This is a genomic window from Micromonospora sp. NPDC047527 (genome assembly GCF_040643015.1).
GTDB lineage: Bacteria > Actinomycetota > Actinomycetes > Mycobacteriales > Micromonosporaceae > Micromonospora.
This window is the reverse complement of record NZ_JBEYTK010000003.1, coordinates 488,110-506,642: the sequence shown is the minus strand read 5'-3', so window position 1 is coordinate 506,642 and position 18,533 is coordinate 488,110. Positions and strand designations below refer to the sequence as shown.

Annotated in this window: 12 protein-coding genes; 6 read left to right on the top strand and 6 right to left on the bottom strand. The window is 68.7% G+C overall.

Annotated elements, in window-relative coordinates; translation table 11 throughout:
• Positions 1 to 94: 94 nt before the first annotated feature.
• Positions 95 to 1,339 carry a glycosyltransferase family 4 protein gene (locus tag ABZ808_RS15295; RefSeq protein ID WP_357006035.1) on the top strand — a complete coding sequence of 415 codons (1,245 nt, stop codon included), beginning with the start codon at positions 95 to 97 and terminating at the stop codon, positions 1,337 to 1,339.
• A 131-nt stretch (positions 1,340 to 1,470) separates the two neighbouring features.
• Positions 1,471 to 3,360, top strand: coding sequence for a nucleoside-diphosphate sugar epimerase/dehydratase (locus ABZ808_RS15290; protein WP_357006032.1), 1,890 nt, complete (start codon positions 1,471 to 1,473; stop codon positions 3,358 to 3,360).
• 214 nt (positions 3,361 to 3,574) lie between these two features.
• Here ABZ808_RS15290 and wecB read toward each other — a convergent pair whose 3' ends face one another.
• The 4 genes from wecB to ABZ808_RS15270 form a co-directional block, all read right to left on the bottom strand.
• Positions 3,575 to 4,699, bottom strand: coding sequence for a UDP-N-acetylglucosamine 2-epimerase (non-hydrolyzing) (gene wecB / locus ABZ808_RS15285; RefSeq protein ID WP_357006029.1), 1,125 nt, complete (start codon positions 4,697 to 4,699; stop codon positions 3,575 to 3,577).
• Between the two features lie 55 nt (positions 4,700 to 4,754).
• Positions 4,755 to 5,882: an NAD-dependent epimerase/dehydratase family protein gene (locus tag ABZ808_RS15280; RefSeq protein ID WP_357006026.1), complete on the bottom strand. Its 1,128-nt coding sequence runs from the start codon at positions 5,880 to 5,882 to the stop codon at positions 4,755 to 4,757.
• Positions 5,876 to 6,916, bottom strand: coding sequence for a polysaccharide biosynthesis protein (locus ABZ808_RS15275; protein ID WP_357006024.1), 1,041 nt, complete (start codon positions 6,914 to 6,916; stop codon positions 5,876 to 5,878). The genes ABZ808_RS15280 and ABZ808_RS15275 overlap by 7 nt, the downstream gene beginning before the upstream one ends.
• Positions 6,917 to 7,114: 198 nt before the next feature.
• Positions 7,115 to 8,515 (bottom strand): hypothetical protein, encoded by a 1,401-nt coding sequence (locus tag ABZ808_RS15270; RefSeq protein WP_357006021.1) that lies wholly within the window; start codon positions 8,513 to 8,515, stop codon positions 7,115 to 7,117.
• 202 nt (positions 8,516 to 8,717) lie between these two features.
• Here ABZ808_RS15270 and ABZ808_RS15265 point away from each other — a divergent pair, with 202 nt between their 5' ends.
• Positions 8,718 to 9,989 (top strand): glycosyltransferase family 4 protein, encoded by a 1,272-nt coding sequence (locus ABZ808_RS15265; protein ID WP_357006018.1) that lies wholly within the window; start codon positions 8,718 to 8,720, stop codon positions 9,987 to 9,989.
• Positions 9,990 to 10,155: 166 nt separating this feature from the next.
• On the top strand, positions 10,156 to 11,379 hold the full coding sequence (locus ABZ808_RS15260; protein ID WP_357006015.1) for a hypothetical protein: 1,224 nt from the start codon (positions 10,156 to 10,158) through the stop codon (positions 11,377 to 11,379).
• Between the two features lie 21 nt (positions 11,380 to 11,400).
• On the opposite strand, the gene ABZ808_RS15255 is transcribed toward ABZ808_RS15260, so the two are convergent.
• A complete protein-coding gene (locus tag ABZ808_RS15255; RefSeq protein WP_357006013.1) occupies positions 11,401 to 12,711 on the bottom strand; it encodes a hypothetical protein in 1,311 nt (436 codons plus the stop codon).
• A 240-nt stretch (positions 12,712 to 12,951) separates the two neighbouring features.
• Here ABZ808_RS15255 and ABZ808_RS15250 point away from each other — a divergent pair, with 240 nt between their 5' ends.
• Positions 12,952 to 16,059 (top strand): M14 family zinc carboxypeptidase, encoded by a 3,108-nt coding sequence (locus ABZ808_RS15250; RefSeq protein ID WP_357006010.1) that lies wholly within the window; start codon positions 12,952 to 12,954, stop codon positions 16,057 to 16,059.
• A 67-nt stretch (positions 16,060 to 16,126) separates the two neighbouring features.
• Here the strand turns inward: ABZ808_RS15250 and ABZ808_RS15245 are convergent, their stop codons facing one another.
• Positions 16,127 to 17,383, bottom strand: coding sequence for an acyltransferase family protein (locus ABZ808_RS15245; protein ID WP_357006006.1), 1,257 nt, complete (start codon positions 17,381 to 17,383; stop codon positions 16,127 to 16,129).
• Positions 17,384 to 17,581: 198 nt separating this feature from the next.
• Between ABZ808_RS15245 and ABZ808_RS15240 the strand changes: the two genes are divergently transcribed.
• The gene (locus tag ABZ808_RS15240; protein WP_357006003.1) at positions 17,582 to 18,502 is read left to right on the top strand and encodes an NAD(+)/NADH kinase; all 921 of its coding nucleotides are present in this window, start codon (positions 17,582 to 17,584) and stop codon (positions 18,500 to 18,502) included.
• The last annotated feature ends 31 nt before the right edge of the window (positions 18,503 to 18,533 follow it).

Here is an 18,533-nt window from a genome sequence, read left to right as displayed (position 1 = left end):
CACCAGGAAGGTTCTCCATGGCTCTCACCCGCGTGTCGGGCAAGGACGGGTCGATCGTGGCCAGGTGGTTGGTTCGGGCCGTGGTGGTGACGTCATGAGGATCGGGATCATCACCCAGTGGTACGACCCGGAGGGCGGCTCAGCCGTCCTGCCGGGGATCATCAGCCGGTCGCTCGCCGCGCTCGGGCACGAGGTGCACGTGCTCACCGGCTTCCCGAACTATCCGTCCGGCCGGCTGACTCCCGGCTACCGGATCCGCCCGTACCAGTTCGAGATGATGAGCGGGATCTCGGTGCACCGGGTGCCGCTGGTGCCCAGCCACGACCGTTCGGCGATCGGGCGAGCCGCCAACTATCTCAGCTTCGCCGCTTCTGCGGCGGTCCGGCTCGACCTGCTGCGCAAGGTGGACGTGTGGCTGGTCTACTCGTCGCCGGCGACGGTGGCGCTGCCCGCGATCATGGCCCGGCGACTGCACGGCCGCCCATACGTGATCCTCATGGAGGACCTCTGGCCGGACACACTGGCGGAGAGCGACTACGTCCGCCCCGGCCGGCGTACCGACCTGATAGTCCGAACACTGCACCGGTTCTGTGACGCGGCGTACCGCTCGGCGTCGTCGGTGGCCGTCATCGCGCCCGGAATGGCCGACATCCTGGCCAGCCGTGGGGTCCCCCGGGACAAGATCTCGGTCGTCTACAACTGGGTCGACGAGCGTGTCTTCCGGCCGAGGACACCTGATCCGCAGTTGGCGGCCAGCCTCGGGCTACACGGCTTCGTCGTCATGTACGCGGGGAGCATGGGAAACCTCCAGGGGCTCGACGTCGCCGTCGATGCGCTGGAGTATCTCGCCGACATCCCGGACCTGACGCTGGTGTTCGCCGGCAGCGGCGTCGAAGAGCGCCGGCTGCGCGAGCGGGCCGCACGGCACGCGCCCGGGCGGGTGGTCTTCCTCGGTCAGCAGCCGATCGAGCGGATGGTCGAGTTGATGCCGCTTGGCGACGTCCAGTTGATCTCCCTGCGCGATCAGCCCTTCCTCCGCTCGATCATGCCCAGCAAGGTGCAGAGCACGCTCGCGTGCGGGCGTCCCATCGTGGCCGCGCTGGCCGGCGACGCGGCCCGACTCGTCGACGAGTCCGGCGCCGGATTCGTGGCGCAGCCCGGCGACGCTCCGGCGCTGGCCGACGCGATCCGTCGGATGTACGAACTGGGCTCCGAAAAGCGCGAGGAACTGGGCCACGGCGGCCGCCAGTTCTACCTGGAACGGCTCTCGGAGCGGGTCGGCAGCGTCGCCCTCGCCGGCCACCTGGAGGCAGCGGTCGCCGGGCGGCCACAACCGTAACCGGATCTTCGGCTCAGATAACCCGAAACCCGCCATCGGCGCTGCTTTGCCATGTAACAAGGACAAGGAGCATCAAACCTCCCGCTGCCTGGCGGCGGAAGAAGTCAGATGACGGAACAGGGAGCCAGTACATGCCGCAGGACACGGAGCACACTGAGCGGTCGGACCAGCGGACGCGGTGGGCCAGGGCTCGTCGCCGCACCGTCGGATTCCTCGCGGTTGACACCACCGCATGGGTGGGCGGTCTGGTCGCGGCCGCCTGGACCCGGTTCGAGTTCCAACTCCCTCCGGGCCAGCTCGGCCGGGCCGCGGCGATCGGATCGGCCGCAGCGGTCGTGCACGTGGCAGTGGCGGCGTTACGCCGGCTCTACTCCGGCCGACACCCGCTGGGCAGCCTGCAGGAGGTGCAGGGCGTCGCCGGCACCACCATCACCACCGCCGGCATCGTGCTGCTTGGCCTGCTGCCGTCCGGAGATCGGCCGGTCCCCGCGAGCACGCCGCTGGTCGGCGGCGCGCTCGCCCTGCTGTTCATGCTCGGCGCCCGGTTCGCGTACCGGCACCGGCGCGACCTCGCCATGCGGCCGGATGTCCGGTCGTCGACGCCGGTGCTGCTGTTCGGGATGGGTGACGCCGGACAAGGGCTGCTGCGGGCCCTGCTCAGCGACCCACGCGGCCGGTACCTTCCGGTCGGCGCGCTGGACGACGACCCGGACAAGCGCGATCTGCGCATCGGCGGGGTACGCGTGCTGGGAGGGCGGCACGATGTCGCCGCCTCGGTCCGGCGTACCGGCGCCAGCGCCGTCATCTTCTCGGTGGCCAACGCGGACGCCGCGCTGATCCGCCAGATCCGCGAGGCCACCCTTGAGGCGGGCGCGGTGTTCAAGGTGCTGCCCCCGGTGCGGGACCTGGTGGACCACCGGATCACGGTCACCGACGTCCGGGACGTTCAGATCGATGACCTGCTCGGCCGACGCCAGGTGGTCGGTGACCTGCCGCTGAGCACCAACAGCCTGACCGGACGACGGATCCTGGTCACCGGCGCCGGCGGGTCCATCGGCTCTGAGCTCTGCCGCCAGGTGATGAAGGCCAACCCGGGCGAGCTGATGATGCTGGACCGGGACGAGTCCGCCCTGCACAGCCTGCAGATGTCGCTCGCCGGGCGGGCCATGCTGGACGGCCCCGAACTGATCCTCGCCGACCTGCGCGACGACGAGGGGATCCGGCGGATCATCCGGGAACGTCGTCCAGAGATCATTTTCCACGCGGCGGCGCTCAAGCACCTCACCCTGCTGCAGCGGCACCCTGGCGAGGCGGTCAAGACCAACGTCTGGGGCACACTCTCGGTCTTGGACGCCTGCCAGGATGTGGCGAAGTTCGTGAACATCTCCACGGACAAGGCGGCCGACCCGATAAGTGTTCTCGGCTACTCGAAGCGGATCACCGAGCGGTTGACCGCGCACGCCGCGTCCCGGTTCCCGGGGACGTTCCTCAGCGTCCGATTCGGCAACGTGCTGAGCAGCCGCGGCTCCGTGGTGACGGCCTTCCAACGCCAGATCGAGGCCGGGAACCCGCTGACCGTCACCCACCCGGATGTGAGCCGCTACCTGATGACCCTTCAGGAGGCCGTCCACCTGGTGCTCCAGGCCACCGAGATCGGCCGGGACGGCGAGGCGTTGGTGCTCGACATGGGCGAGCCGGTCCGGATCCTCGACCTCGCCCGCCAGATGGCGGACCAGGCGTCCAGCTCGGTGCCCATCGTCTACACGGGGCTGCGGCCCGGCGAGAAGCTGCACGAGGACCTGCTCGGCACCGGCGAGGTGGACACCCGGCCGTTCCATCCGTTGGTGTCGCACGTGGGCGTGCCGCCCCTCGACCCGATGGAGGTCAGCGGGCTCGACCCGTTCGACGACGCGGCGAAAATCGTCGAGCATCTCGCGCTGCTCTGCGCCCAGTCGACGGGCCCGGCGATGGACGGTCCGGTGGTGGGCGGCCCGCTCGGCGTACCGCTGCAGTCACACTGATCGCACGACTCGACGGGGCGACGCCGGCCGGCGTCGCCCCGTCGAGTCGTGCGACGAGTCCCGTCGCGGTCCAGGCAGCCTGGTCCGGTGAGCGCCGGCGGGGCGCCGGGGCGAGCGACGCGGCCAGTCGCGCACGAAGGACCAAGCGCACAGGCGAAGGAGCCGGCGACCGCGGTCGCCGGCTCCTCATGGCTGGCTGTCGTGCGCCGGCTGGCTAGCGGCGGATGCCCGCCCAGTCGTGGTGGCGGCGCACGGTGGACAGGATGAAGTCGAGCACCCGCCGGGAGGTGTCGGGCACCTGGTAGTCGACCGGGCAGGGCACTCCCTGCGCGGCGACCTGCGCCACCGTCACCTCGACCGCCTCGACCACGCCCTGCGGGTCGAGGCCGGTCATGATGATGCCGCCGACGTCGAGCGCCTCGGGACGTTCGATCGACTCGCGCAGCGTCACCGCGGGGAACCCGAGGATGGCGGACTCCTCGCTGATCGTCCCGCTGTCCGACAGCGTGCAGTACGCCTTCGTCTGCAGGTGCACGTAGTCGAGCAGGCCGAACGGGTCGTGGAAGGCGATGCCGTCCAGGGCGGTCGCGTCCGGGGCCAGTGCCTCCAGCCGCTTGCGGGTCCTCGGGTGGGTGGAGACCAGCACCGGGAAGCCCCACCGGTCACGGACCGCCACCAGGCAGTCCAGCAACCGCTGAAGCCGCTCGGGCCGGTCCACGTTCTCCTCCCGGTGCGCGCTGACCAGGAAGTACCGGCCCCGGTCGAGTTCCAGCTGGCGCAGGATGGTCGAGCCGGCGATCGGCGCCCGGTAGTGCTCAAGCACCTCCCGCATCGGCGAGCCGGTGTGCAGGATCCGGCGCGGGTGAAGGCCCTCGGCGAGCAGGTTTCGCCGGGCGTGTTCGGTGTAGACGAGATTGAAGTCGGCCACGTGGTCGACCAGCCGCCGGTTGGTCTCCTCCGGCACGTTCAGGTCGAAGCAGCGGTTGCCCGCCTCCATGTGGTAGACCGGCACCCGCATCCGGCGGGCCATCAGCGCGGCGATGCAGCTGTTGGTGTCGCCCAGCACCAGCAGGGCATCCGGACGCACCTCGGCGATGGCCGCCTCCATGCCGACGAGCACCCCACCGAGGACCCGGCCCAGCGACGAGGTGTCGACGCGGAGGAACCGGTCGGGTTCCCGCAGGCGTAACTCCTTGAAGAAGACGTCCGACAGGGTGCTGTCCCAGTTCTGCCCGGTATGCACCAGCGTGTGGTCCACGGTGTCGTCGAGCCGGGCGAGCACCCGCGACAACCTGATGATCTCTGGTCGGGTGCCGACCACCGTCATGACCCGGGTCATTCCCGTCCTCCCTGCGCTGCCATCTGGACCGGCGGGGTCCGAAGGGCGCCGCGCCTCACGCGCGGGCCGCCAGCGGCACCGGCCGGGCCGCCTCGACCGGCTCGGGCCAGGTGTCCGGCCGATCCGGGTCGAAGATCTCGTTGGTCCAGAACATCGTCACCAGTTCGTCCGAACCGGTGTTCACCAGCTTGTGCACCCACATCGTGGGCATGTCCACGAGCACCGGTTCGTCACCGCTCACCGGGAACCGCAGCACCTCGGTGTCGTCGACCCGGCGCAGGCTGATCTCGGCCGAGCCGCGCAGCACCACGAACCGCTCCACCTTCGCCAGGTGAAAGTGCTCGCCCCGGGTGATGCCCGGACGGGTGGTGGAGCAGAACGTCTGCCCCGCGCCGCCGTGTGCCTTGACCGTCTCGACCAGCTCGCCTCGGGCGTCCGCCCGGCGGGGCAGCGCGAGCGGGTAGTGCGCCGGAAAGCAGTGCGACCGGTAGGTGTTGAACAGGCGTACATCATGCCGATCCGGCAACGACGGGATCTCCCCGGTCCGGTATGTCACGGCCATGGCGGTGAGCCGGTCGGCGAGGGCCTGGACCCCGACCCGCAGCGTCGGCATGCCCGGGTCCCATGACCCGCCGGCCGGCGCACCGATGAGTCGGGCAGCGGCGTCGGTGACGTGCACCAGCCCCAACTCCCGGTCGGCGTGCACGTCGGGTCGCCCACCCTCGGCGAGCACCCGGCAGAACGTCGCCACCGCCGAGTTGTAGTACGGACGGCCGTGCTCGCCATAGAGGTTCGGCAACAACACGTCGTCGAGGTCGACGCCCGTGCCGGCCAGCAGTCGCGCCGCGGTGGCCTTGGCGTCGCCGTACGGGGTGCCGTTACCGGCTTGCGTCGAGTTGGCGTAGACCACCCGTGTCGGAGGGTCCGCACAGTGCTTCAGACCGTCCGCGAGCTGCGCGGCCAGTTGGACGTTGCCGGCGGCGACGTCGGCCGGTTCACCCCGGTTGACGCCGGCCAGGTGCAGCACCTGGTCGACCCCGGCCAGCTTCGCCGCGACCACCCCCGGATCGGTGAGGTCGCCGCGGGTCAGCACCACCGGCTGCGGCCAACCCATCGCGCGCAGCAGCACCCGTACGTGCCAGCCGATGAATCCCCCGGCGCCGGTGACGGCGAGCTTCAGCACGCCAGCACCGGATCCCGCAGCGCCAGCTCCGCGCGCACCTCGGGCAGCGTCTTCAGCAACTCGACGATCTCCGGTACGCCGAGCTGCGGCGCGTTGGCCGAGTTGAAGTCCTCCATCGGCCCGTCACCGAGACCACCCTCGGAGACGTAGAGCGCGTAGTTGAGGTCGCGGGCGTCCAGCGGCACCCGCAGGAAGTCGCCGAAGTCCTCGGCGTGGGCGAGTTCCTCCCGGCTGGCCAACGTCTCGGCGTGCTTCTCGCCGTGCCGTACGCCGATCACGTCGAGCTTGACAGGTGCGTCGAAGAGCTGACACACCGCCTCGGCCAAGTCGCCCACGGTGCAGGCCGCAGCCTTACGAATAAAGATGTCGCCCGGTCGCGCGGTGCGGAACGCGTGCTCGACCAGCTCGACGGAGTCGGCCAGCGACATGAGGAACCGGGTCATCGTCGGGTCGGTAACCGTGGGAGCCCGGCCCGCCTTGATCTGCTCGATGAAGAGCGGGATCACCGACCCTCGCGAGTACATGACGTTGCCGTAGCGCACACAGGAGACGGTGGTGGCGCTGTTCGGGTTGTTCCGGGCGTGCGCCTGGGCGACCTTCTCCATCATCGCCTTGCTCATGCCCATCGCGTTCACCGGGTAGACGGCCTTGTCGGTGCTGAGGACCACCACCGAGCTCACGCCGTTGCGCTCGGCGGCCTCGACGACGTTGCTGCTGCCCAGCACGTTCGTGCGGACCGCCTCCAGCGGGAAGAACTCGCACGACGGCACCTGCTTGAGAGCGGCCGCGTGGAAGATGTAGTCGATGCCCCGGCTGGCCTTGAGCACCGAGTCGTAGTCCCGAACGTCCCCGACGTAGTAACGGACCCGCTCGTCGCCGAGCAGCCGACGCATCGCGTCCTGTTTGGCCTCATCCCGGCTGAGCACCCGGACCTCGCCGACGCCGCAGTCGAGGAGTCGGCGCACCATGGTCTGTCCAAAGGAACCCGTGCCGCCGGTGATCAGCACCCGGCGTCCGGTGGTCGAGTAGCTCACTGACGCTCCGTTCGTTCATGGTGGTTCGCGTAGGCCTGCTGGTCGAGGCCGCACTACGGCCACAACTGCCGCAACGAGCGAATGCCCACTGGAGAAACGCCCACAAACGGGACTAATGGCACAACGGGTTCGCGACGATCCCGAGCCATCTCGGCGGGTGCCGGGACGGTCAGCCGCCGAGCTCGTGTAGCGCGGTCATCATGCACGCGTCGTCGGCTGGGGACGGCGGGCAGCGGCTGGTCGGCGTTGGCCGACCAGGTGGTTCGGCATCTCCTGCCCCGAGACCCGCCAGCCGATCACCAGAATCACCGCAGCCAGTACCAGCAGCCGAGCACCGCCACGCACCACGTAGGTGAAGCTGCCCACCCAGAGGAGGTCGAACAGACCGACCGCGGTGACGATCGCACCGGCGTAGACGCCAATGGCATACGGCGTGGTGAGCGGGCTGGACGAGGCCCAGGCCAGCAGCCTGTCGATGAGTCGAACCGCGAGGCCGATCACCGGGATCATCAACCCCAGTCCCAGCAGACCGAAGTTGTACAACCACTCCCCGTGCGCGAGCGCCGCCGCGGAGTGTCCCGTACCAACCAGTTCAGGTGACAGGAACGGGACGAGGTCGGCGCCGAAGCCGATCGGTTTGCCTTCCCACACGGCACGGGGCACGAGACCGACCGCCGCGTTGGCGAATGTCTCCCCCCAGGCCCGGGGCAGCAGCCCAACCTCATCCAGATGCAGGAGTTGGGCGAACGAGCGAAGCGGACTGATCGCGGACCCGAAGCCATCCTGGTCGACCGTGAACGGCGAGCCCTGTGAGGCGGTGGCGCGGAGTCCGGCGAGGAACAGCAGTGCCGGGGCTGCCCCTCCGAGGATGAGGAGCTTGGTGTACGGCCGCTGGTCATTGTGGGCCGACATCACCAGCAGCGCGAGCGCCAACGTGCCGACGACAATCCGTCCGAAGCCGGTGAAGAGGTAGGTGAAGTAGACCGCGAAGGCGATGAGGAGAACCACGCCCCAGAGGAACCTGTGGTGCGCCATCGGCCCCCGCAACAGCCCCACGGCGAGGAGCACGACACCCACAAAGCCGACCGGGTTGGCCACCGGCATCGAATCCGGAGCGATTGTCGCCATCGCCACGGCGAGCACCAGCAGGAGCAGGCCCGACTTCACCGCCCATCCGGCCGTCCTGCCGTCTGCCTGTCCTGCATTCGTCGGCAGCCGATGCGGAACACCGCCGCTCCAGAACAGCAACCACGTCACCACCTGGACGAAGTAGCAGATGGCGACGGCGGTGAAGAGCGGGATGCCGGGATCGAGCGTCCACGCCTTCACCGTCTGGTAGAGGCCGCTGAAGCCGACAAAGAATGCGAAGGCAAGGTTGTAGAGCCCCACCGCTGTGATCCGCCGACCGCCGTCCCGCCAGAAGACCCACGCGCCGAAGAGAGTCGCCAGGAGGCTCATCGCGAGGGTTCCGTCCCTGTCCCACGCGGCCGAGGGGCTCTTTGGGACAAGCAGGCACGCCACGCCCAACGCGAGCCAGGCCAGCCCGAGGAGGCAGCGCCGGACTGCGCTGGTCGAGGTCTGCGGGCGATCGTCGGGCACACCACGCGCGTGACGCGGGTGCGCGCCTTGATTCCCACCTGCCATCGCACGCGCCCCTGTCACTGACTCCATGAGAGCGGAGCATATATTCGGATATCCAATTCGGCCGCTTGTCTCATGAATTTCGAGCCAGACTCCACCACATCACGTCGGGCCGATAGCGACGCCGTCACCGATCCGCGCCGCTGATCGTTAGCCGAACGTGGCTGACACCTTCGACATCCTGCGCGACGACAGCACCCCCGCAGCCGCGAACACCATTCACAATTCATCCTTGACGGTTCGCGACCCGCGTGGCGTCGCACCTGCCACAGAGTCAAACCCTGCACCGCCGTACCGCGTACTGTTGACGTGCGATTTCTTTGAACCGGGATTCCGGGCCGGCGGTCCTGTCCGATCGGTTGCCCAACTGCTCGACACCGTATCGCCAGCGATCGAAGTAACGATGGTGACGAGAGACCGCGATCTCGGCTCAACGGAGCCGTATCCGGGTCTATCGGGTCGCTGGGCGCACCGGGGCCCCGCCCGCATCTATTACCTTGATCCGGGCCGAGTCCGCCAGTGGTACGCGATGCTGAGAACGCTCCGATCGAGCAAATTCGACCTTCTTTACGTCAACAGCCTTTGGGCGATGTCGTCGATTCTTCCGATTCTCGCCGCGCAAATACGCATCGTCCAGGTCGACCGGATACTCCTCGCACCACGAGGTGAGCTAGCGGCGAGCGCACTCGGGGTCAAGAGCCGGAAGAAGCGCTTGTTCCTACGCGTGTGGCGACCCATCCTCAGACGACTCAAGGTTCGGTGGCACGCCACCAACCCGCACGAAGCGCAGCTGATCAGGGACGTCTTTCCATGGGCCCGGATCGAGACGCGACGCAACGAGGTGTCACTTCCGTCAGAGCCAATCCCACCCGCCGAGATCGGTGACCCTCCGCGTCTCGTATTCATCGGTCGCATCAGCCCGATCAAGAATCTGGCGAAGGTGGTCGAGGCTCTCGCACTGGTGACGCAGCCGGTGGTGTTCGATGTCTACGGCCCGATCGAGGACAGGTCCTACTGGGCTGAATGCCAACTGCTCGCCCAGCGCTTGCCGGCGTCCGTGACGTTCTCCTATCGGGGAGAGCTCGCGCCCCGCGCGGTCCGGTCCACCTTCGCGCGATACGACATGTTCGCCTTTCCGACCCAGGGGGAGAACTTCGGCCACGTGATCGCAGAGAGCCTCTCCGCGTCATGCCCGGTGATCTGTTCGGACGAGACTCCCTGGAGCCCGGTGCTCCGGGCAGGCGGTGGAGCCGTCCTGACGGATGCCACGGTGGCGACTCTGGCTCACCAGATTGACCAGTTCGCGCAGCGCAGCCGGGAGCAAAGGCTTGCGGCACGCCGGGCGGCGGGGCAGGCCTACCGGTCCTGGCGGGCCGAGACCGACGGGCCGAACATCCTCGACCGGATCAGGTTGACAGTCGCGGAACGCTGACTCGCGCCCCGGCGGGCGGTGCCCAGTCGCCGCGAAAGGACCACGGTTGAAGGAACCCTTGACTTCGGAGCAGACGCTGGCCGGGCCCACCGAGGCGGCCCGCTCCCACGGAAGCCGCCGGCCAGGGGTGCGGTCCAACACTGTCGTGGCGTCGGTGTCCAGTTTGGTGAGCGGCCTGCTGAACGCCGGGATACTCGCGTACAGCGCGCGGCAGGGTCAAACCGCCGAAATCGCGGCTTACAGCGTGATGACGGCCGTGCTGACCTGGGTGGCCAACCTGGTCATGGGTGGATCGTCCTTGCTGTATGTGTCCGGCAATGACGAGGAACGCCGCGCGGCGCACAGTCAGCGGCTCCTGGTGGCGGTGCCGGCCATGGCCACCGCGACCCTGCTGATCGCCGCGTTCTATACCGACCAGGGATACGGCGCGGCAGCCCTGATCAGCGCCGGCGGCGTGATGATCCTCAACAGCCTCGCCGACCTGCGTTTCAGCGACCTCGCCCGACAGATGCGCTTCATCGCGGCCTCGGCTGCGATAGCGAGCACCCGCCTTCTGTCCATGGCGCTGCTGATCGCCGGGATTCCGCTCACAACCGCGCTGCTGATTGGCGCCGCCATCTACCTGCTCAGCACGGAGATACTCGCCTGTCGCGGCCCCGGCGCTCCACTTCCGATGTGGAGAGGGCTATCGCTGCGGGCCGCTGGACGCGCATTCCGGTTGAGCCGTCGGCTGTTCGCCTACAGCCTTGGCGAGGCGTTCACCGGCCGAGCCAGCACGATCGCCCTCTCATTGGTGGCGAGCCCTCAGGTCGTAGGCTGCTATGGCGCCCTGGTCAACATCTATCAGGCGCTGGTCGCGGTCACGTTCAGCGGACTCCGGGTGCCCATGGCGATCCGGACCCGGCGGCGGCACAATCTCGATCCCACGGCGGCGATCAGCCGGGAGAGCGAGGTGATCGCCGTCATCGGTGCGACCGTCATCGCCACCGGGGTCATCGTCACGGCGCCGTGGCTCACGACAAGCCTGCTCTCGCTGCCGATACCTGAATCGGCGCTCTGGCTGCAGCTGTTGGCGCTTGCCCTACCGTTCACCACCGTGAACCGTGCCTACACGCTCAACCGTATCGGCGACGGGAACTACGCCGCCGCCACCCGTCTCGCACTGTCGATCGCCCTACTCCTGGGCGGCGCGCTGCTCATCCAGGCGGCGACACTTGGACCGACGGGTGCCGCCGCCGCCACAACCGTCGCGGAAATGCTGGTCGCGGGGATCCTCGTGCTGGCCGTGGTGTCGCGTCGATACCGGCGGCGCAGATCTCACCGGCTCGCGTCTGCAGCCTCTGCCCAGGAGCGTGACCCGGCGCCGCCGGTCGACCTCCTCGGCAGGTAGGTGCCGCGGTGTCGCTCGGGATCAGGAAACAAACAGGGCGTGCTTGCCGGCGCGAGTGCGACCCTGGTCGGCCACCTGGTGGAACGTTATCGACTCGGCGCGAAGATCAGGGTGGTCCTTCCGCAGCTCCCGAGCGAAGTACATGCTCACCGCGTCGAGATCAAGCTCATGGTCGGCCTGTACGTAGATGTGCAGGGCATCAGGTCGTTCCTGGCGGAACTGAACGCCGACGATTCCCGGAAGGGTCTTGAGAATGTGCACCGGCAGGATCGGGGAAAGGTCGAGCGTCCCGCGTGCAGAGCCGACCTGAACGATTTCCTGCCGCCGGCCGAGGATCGAGCGGAACTCGAAGGCGTTGCCCTCGACGACGTCAGCTGGTTCGACCCGGTCCCCGATGGCGTAGTTGACCAGTGGGAACAGACGGTCGTCGAGGGTCGTGACCGCTAGCGAACCATCATCGGCGACGAGACAGATGAAGCTGTCCCAGATGACCTGGATGGGCCGTGCCTGCTCACGGGACATCGCCATGAGACCGGTCTCCGCAGCGCCGTACTCGATGACCGCGCTTGCCCCGAAGACCCGTTCGATCATCGCGATGTCCGCGTCACTGGCCGTCTCCGCTGTCAGGATCACGGCCCGCAACTGACTCATGTCGCCCAGGTCCAGCGCGTTGCGCTCGATGTAGCGCGCGACTTTGAAGATCGCCGAGGTGTATCCGACCAGCAACACGGGTCGCCGGGACCGGATCGCCTCGTAATGCCCTCGAAGCGCAGGATCGCTGAGGTCGTAGGCGTTCAACCGAGTGATGTTCACCAGGCGGTCGGCGACGTCACGCTTCAACCGAGCGACCCGGCTACCTATCCCTTCGCCGAACAGATGCGAGTGCCCCCACAGCAGGACCTGTGGCTCAAACGGCTGGACTCCCCGCCACGCTCGCCCGAGATAGTTGTTCGCCCACCGATCGGTCGACTCGCCCCGCCCTCGAGGAAACTTGGTGGGCTGGCCGGTGCTCCCGCCGGTGCTGTAGGCCTGCTTCGTCGAACCACCCGCGAAGACCTCGGCAGAACGGCTGATCAGCAGCTCCTTGTCGAGCATCGGGAAATGGCGAAGGTCCGACGGCCGCAAGATACCGCTGGGCAGACCGTGGTCCTTTCGCCACGAACGGTAGAACGGCACCCGGGTCAGACAGTACGCCCACATCTTGTTGAAGCGTTCGACCTGGATCCGCTCGATTTCCGCACGGGACAAGGGTTTGCTGTAGAGGGCGATCTTCCGTTCGAGTCGCCGGCGGCGTTCCGGGAACAGCCACCCGTGCTTCATCAGCGCACACACGTCAAGTCGCCTCCTGGCTCCGCTGCCCCGTTGAGAGCAGGGCTGACGTCCGCCAGCCCGCGTTCATCAGCACCCCCGTTCAACGATGCGACAAAATGCCAGTTACGAGTCGAGTCGCCCGACCGTCACGTGGGGCGGTGACGCCGACACGGCCAGCAACCGCGCCCCCATCGACCGATTGACATTGATCAGCCCACACCGAAGGCTCGCGCCTACAGGTCCTTCACCCAAGGAGGCGCGATGAGACCGAGACCACTGGCGATCGCCGGCGTGGTCACCCTGCTCGGCGCACTGGCACTGGCCCCACCGGCGAGCGCACGGCCACCGTCGGACCCGGGTCCCCGCGACGGCCTGGAGGTGTACGTCGGCACGGTCGACGCGAAACAGCGCGACCAACTACGCGCGGCGGGGGTGGACCTCGGCCACGACGCGAAGGCGGACTCGGCCGGTCGTACCAACGTCGAGACGGTCCTCACCCGTCGGCAGGCGAAGCGACTGACCGACAAGGGCGTCCCCCTCACGGTGAAGAAGGTCCGCGGCAAGGACGCCTCGCAGGCGCTGCGGGAGCAGAGCGCGGCCGGCTGGACGGCGTTTCGCCCGTACGGGAAGCCGGGTGGCATCCGGGACGAGCTGAACGCCACCGCCGCCCGGCACCCGAAGCTCACCAAGGTGGAGACGATCGGCCGCACCCAGCAGGGTCAGCCGATCCTCGCCGTGAAGGTCACCAAGAACGCGCGGACCGTTCCGGACGGCCGGCGACCGGCGGTCCTCTACGCCGGCGCCCAGCACGCCCGGGAGTGGATCACGCCGGAGATGACCCGCCGGCTGATGCACCACGTGCTGGACAGCTACGGCAAGGACCGGGAGATCACCCGACTGCTGGACACCACCGAGTTGTGGTTCCTGCCGGTGGCCAACCCGGACGGCTACGACTTCACGTTCACCCCTGGCAACCGGCTGTGGCGGAAGAACCTGCGCGACAACAACGGCGACGGACAGATCACCTCCGGTGACGGTGTCGACCTGAACCGCAACTTCGCCTACAAGTGGGGGTACGACAACGAGGGCTCGTCGCCGGAGCCGAACAGCGAGACGTACCGGGGCCCGCGGCCCAACTCGGAGCCCGAGACCAAGGCCCTGGACAATCTCTTCCGCCGGGTCGGCTTCGAGTTTTTCGTCAACTACCACTCGGCGGCCCAGCTGCTGCTCTACGGCCTCGGCTGGCAGGTGAGCACACCCACCCCGGACGATGTGATCTACGAGGCGATGGCCGGTGACGACGCGCACCCGGCCGTACCCGGCTATGACCCGGACATCTCCGCCGAGCTGTACACCACCAACGGTGACACCGACAGCCACGCCACCGTCAAGTACGGCACGCTGGGCTTCACCCCGGAGATGTCGACGTGTGAATCCGTCTCGGCCATCGACCCGAACGACCAGTGGCGCCCGGAGGACTGCGTCAGCGGCTTCAACTTCCCCGACGACGAGAAGCTGATCGCCGGTGAGGTCGGCAAGAACCTGCCGTTCGCGCTGGCCGTGGCGCGCTCCGCGGCGGACCCGGACGACCCGGTGTCGGTCGTCGGCCGCAGCACCCCGGACTTCGTGGTGGACTCGTTCGACACGTCGTACGGGCGCACCCAACAGGTCGCCTCGATCACCCGTCGGGCGTTGAAGAACGTGCGGATGCACTACGCCGTCAACGGCGGTCGACCGAAGACCGCGCCGGTCCGTGAGTGGCGCGGTGGCGAACGGTACGGCGGCACGCACGACGACTACTACGCCGAACTGCGTGGCACGGTCACCGGGACGAAACCGGGTGACCGGGTGGAGGTCTGGTTCACCGGGGTCAAGCAGCGGGCCGGGGTGGTGACCAGCGAGCACTTCACCTACCGGGTGCACACCGACATCGGCGGTGACGTGCTGGTCCTCGCGATGGAGGACGTCACCGGGCTCAGCCCGGCGCAGACGGGCACCACCGCGAAGTACGCCGACGAGGTCGCCGCGTCCCTGACCGCCGCCGGGCGCAGCAGCGACGTGTACGACTTCGACGCGCGGGGACGGACGGCGCCGCACCCGCTCGGCGTGCTGTCGCACTACAAGGCGGTGGTCTGGGAGACCGGCGACGACGTGATCCTGCGCTCCCCCGGCCAGGTGCCCGGCACGGCGGCGAAGGCCGCACTGGACACCGAACTGGCTGTGCGGGACTACCTCAACGAGGGTGGCAAGCTGCTCGTCAGCGGCCAGTACGCGCTGTTCGCGCAGGGCGCCAACGGGTCGTACGTGTACCAGCCGGGCGCGCCGCCGGAGTGCACCAACGGCGAGGACCCGACCTGCCTGCCACTGCTGAACGACTTCCAGCAGTACTGGCTGGGCGCCCACACCTACGTCTCCGACGGCGGCACGTCACCGGAGGGTGACCCGTACCCGGTCGCCGGCAAAAACGCGGCGTTCACCGGGTTCACCGGGCAGCTCAACGCTCCCGGGTCGGCGCAGAACCAGGCGCACACCGCCTCGTTCCTGACCACGTCGAGTTTCCTGCCGCCGGACCAGTTCCCGCAGTTCGCCAGCTCCGCGCCGGTGGGCTGGACCAGGCCGGGCGGCGCGCCGTTCGACCCGCGCACGGGCGAGTGGTACCTGTACGGCGGTCAGGCGGACGAGTCGTACAAGCGGCTCTCCCGCACTGTCGACCTGACCGGGGCGACGAGTGGCGAGTTGCGCTTCTTCACCTCGTACGAGATCGAGCAAAACTGGGACTTCCTCTTCGTCGAGGCGCACGAGGTGGGCAGCGACGACTGGACGACCCTGCCGGACGCCAACGGCAAGACCAGCACGGCCACCGGGGACAGCTGCGCCGCGGGTTGGGTGGCGCAGGTGCACCCGTTCCTCGCGCACTACCAGGGCGCGGACTGCTCCTCCACCGGCAGCACGGGCAGTTGGAACGCGGCGACCGGCTCATCGGGCGGTTGGAAGGAGTTCGTGGTCGATCTGTCCGCGTACGCCGGCAAGCAGGTCGAGGTGTCGATCTCGTACGCCTCGGACTGGGCCACCCAGGGCCTCGGCGTCTTCGTGGACGACGCCCGGGTGGTCGTCGACGGGTCCACGGTCACCGAGACGTCGTTCGAGTCGGCTGACCTGGGCGGCTGGACGGTGGCCGGGCCGCCGGCCGGCAGCGCCGGCAACGCCAACGACTGGTCGCGCAGCCAGCAGGCGTTCGAGGAGGGTTCGGTGGTGGTCACCGCCGACACCGTCTACCTGGGCTTCGGGTTGGAAGGGCTGTCGCCGGCGGCCCGCAACGACCTGGTCGCCCGCTCGCTGACCCATCTGACCGGCCGACCCCGCCGCTGACGGCGGGAGACAGCGCAAGGAACGGCAGGTGCCCCGGACGCGGTCCGGGGCACCTCGCTCGTCCGGCTCAGTCAGTGGGCCGGGGAGTGACCGTGGCCATCGCGAGGGTCGGGCCGTCGATCGGCGACCGCGGTGCGTCCGGCACGGGCACCGCGTCAACGACTGCCGTCGCCGGCACGGGCTCGGCCGCCGGGCCGTCGGTCGACACCGGCGGGGGCGGACGCAGCCAGGACGGCGCACCGCCCGCCGGGTTCCGCAGGTACGCCGACTTCCGGGCCTCGGCGAAGCGGCGCCGCAGCCAGCCGGAGACGGGCTTCTCGACGAACCGGTGCACGAGCCACGAGGCGACCAGGAGGATCACCACCACGATGAGCCCGGTCAACCAGGCCGGGAGCACCTGGTGCAGGTAGTGGATCATCACCCAGCCGATGTACTCGTGCAGCAGGTAGAGCGGGTAGGTCAGCGCCCCGGCGGTGGTCAGCCAGCGCCAGCCGACCGCGAGACGACCGGTGGCCACCGCCGCCAGGACCAGGTAGAAGAGCGTGACCAGCGCCGCCTCGACCATGCTGATCTGGGTCGACGACAGCATGGTCCGGTTCGGGGCGTACGGGTTGACCGTGCCGATCATCTGGAGCGCGACGAGCCAGGACGCGCCCACCAACCCCCAGAGGTAGATGTCGGAACCGTGGCGATAGATCAGGAACAGGGCCATGCCGCCGACGAAGCAGGCCGCGCTGCGGGGCACCAGCAGATCGGTGAGCATCGGGATGGAGCGGTACGCGAAGAGGCTGGCGATCAGCCAGCCGGAGGCGAAGAACAGCACCCGCCGCGGGGTGTATCCGCGGACCAGCACGAAGAGACCGAAGAGGAGGTAGAAACGCAGCTCGTGGGCGAGGGTCCAGTAGACGGAGTCGACCGCGTCCACTCCCATGAGGTCGTTGAACATGGTGAGGTTGGTCAGCACGTCGCCGGGGCGCTGCGGCTGGCGGACCACCGGCCAGAGGGTGAGCACCGCGGTGGTGGCGAGCACCCCGAACCAGTACGCGGGGTAGAGCCGAATGATCCGAGCGGCGGCGAACTGCCCCAGGCCACGCCCCTCCGCGCTCATGCAGATCACGAAACCGCTGATCAGGAAGAACAGGTAGACCCCGAGCCACCCGAACTGGGTGTAGAGGCTGAGCGTCGGCAGGGACGCGCCGTCCGGACCACCCCAGGCGTCGCCGAAGACCGTGAGATGGAAACCTACGACGAACAGGGCTGCGACCAGTCGCAGGCCATCGAGCACATACAGGCGTGAGGGCGCGACCCCGGAAGGCGATTTCACACGAACTCCCCGTTAAGGGGACCCTGGCCCCGTGCCGGCCCCCAATGTGCCGTTGCACAATGGCGATCGGCGAAGGGCAAGTTAGCAGGCCGGCACGAGGGCGGCAATCCCGTCCGAGAGCCGGGGCCGGGCCGTCGTCGGCCGGCGGCCTGCCCGGTACGCCGGACGCGTCCGACGCCGGTGTGATGAGCTGTACGGGTGTCGGGGCTGGGACTGGTACTGCACCCCACCCGGGATGTCACCGAGGTGGTCGGGATCATCGAACGGTGGGCGACGCGTCACCACAAGTCGTTGATGGTGCGCACGGAGGACGCGCACCGCGTACCGGCCAGCATCGAGCCGGTGCCGGAGGCCGAGGTGGCGGCACGCGCCGACGCGTTGATCAGCATCGGCGGTGACGGCACGATGCTGGGAGCGCTGCGTTCGGCAGTCCTCGACCCGAAGCCGGTGCTCGGCGTACACCTGGGTCGGCTCGGTTTTCTCGTCGAGGTCGAGCCGCCGGCGCTGCCGGAGGCGTTGAGCCGGTTGCTGTCCAAGGACTTCACCATCGAGTCGCACGCCTGCCTGGCCTGCGACGTGTGCGGCGACGACATCGTGGCGTTCAACGACATCGCGCTGGTCCGCCAGCCCGGCTCCGGTTTCGTCACCGCCACCCTCGCGGTCGACGGCCAGCAGTACGGCTACTACCGCGCCGACGCCGTGGTGATCAGCACGCCGATCGGCTCGACCGCGTACAGCTACGCCGCGGGTGGTCCGCTGATCTCCCCGGCGGCGGACGTCGTGGTGGTCACCCCGTCGGCGCCGATGGCCGGCATCTCCCGGTCGGTGGTGCTCTCCCCGGACGAGAAGATCCGGCTGGAGTTGGAGCCCCACTCGTCGGCTGTCGTGGTGGAGATGGACGGGCTGGTGTTCCGCGACGCGGCGACCGAGGGTGCCGTGGACATCAGTTACCGCCGCAACGCCGGCCTGGTGGTCCGCTTCGACCCGCAGCGCTACCAGGAACGCAACCAGTTGAAGATGACCCTGCTCGATCTGCCCTTCCTACCCGAGCAGCTCCGCGAGCTGCTCCCCAAAGAACTCCACAGATCCCCCGACCAAGAAATCCCCCCACGCTGCTGACCCCACCACCCCCACCGCGTCGATCATGAAG

Excerpts from the sequence above, each read along its gene's own strand:
- wecB (WP_357006029.1), bottom strand. The coding sequence starts at position 4,699 with ATGACCCGGGTCATGACGGTGGTCGGCACCCGACCAGAGATCATCAGG.
- ABZ808_RS15290 (WP_357006032.1), top strand. The coding sequence starts at position 1,471 with ATGCCGCAGGACACGGAGCACACTGAGCGGTCGGACCAGCGGACGCGG.
- ABZ808_RS15250 (WP_357006010.1), top strand. The coding sequence starts at position 12,952 with ATGAGACCGAGACCACTGGCGATCGCCGGCGTGGTCACCCTGCTCGGC.
- ABZ808_RS15295 (WP_357006035.1), top strand. The coding sequence starts at position 95 with ATGAGGATCGGGATCATCACCCAGTGGTACGACCCGGAGGGCGGCTCA.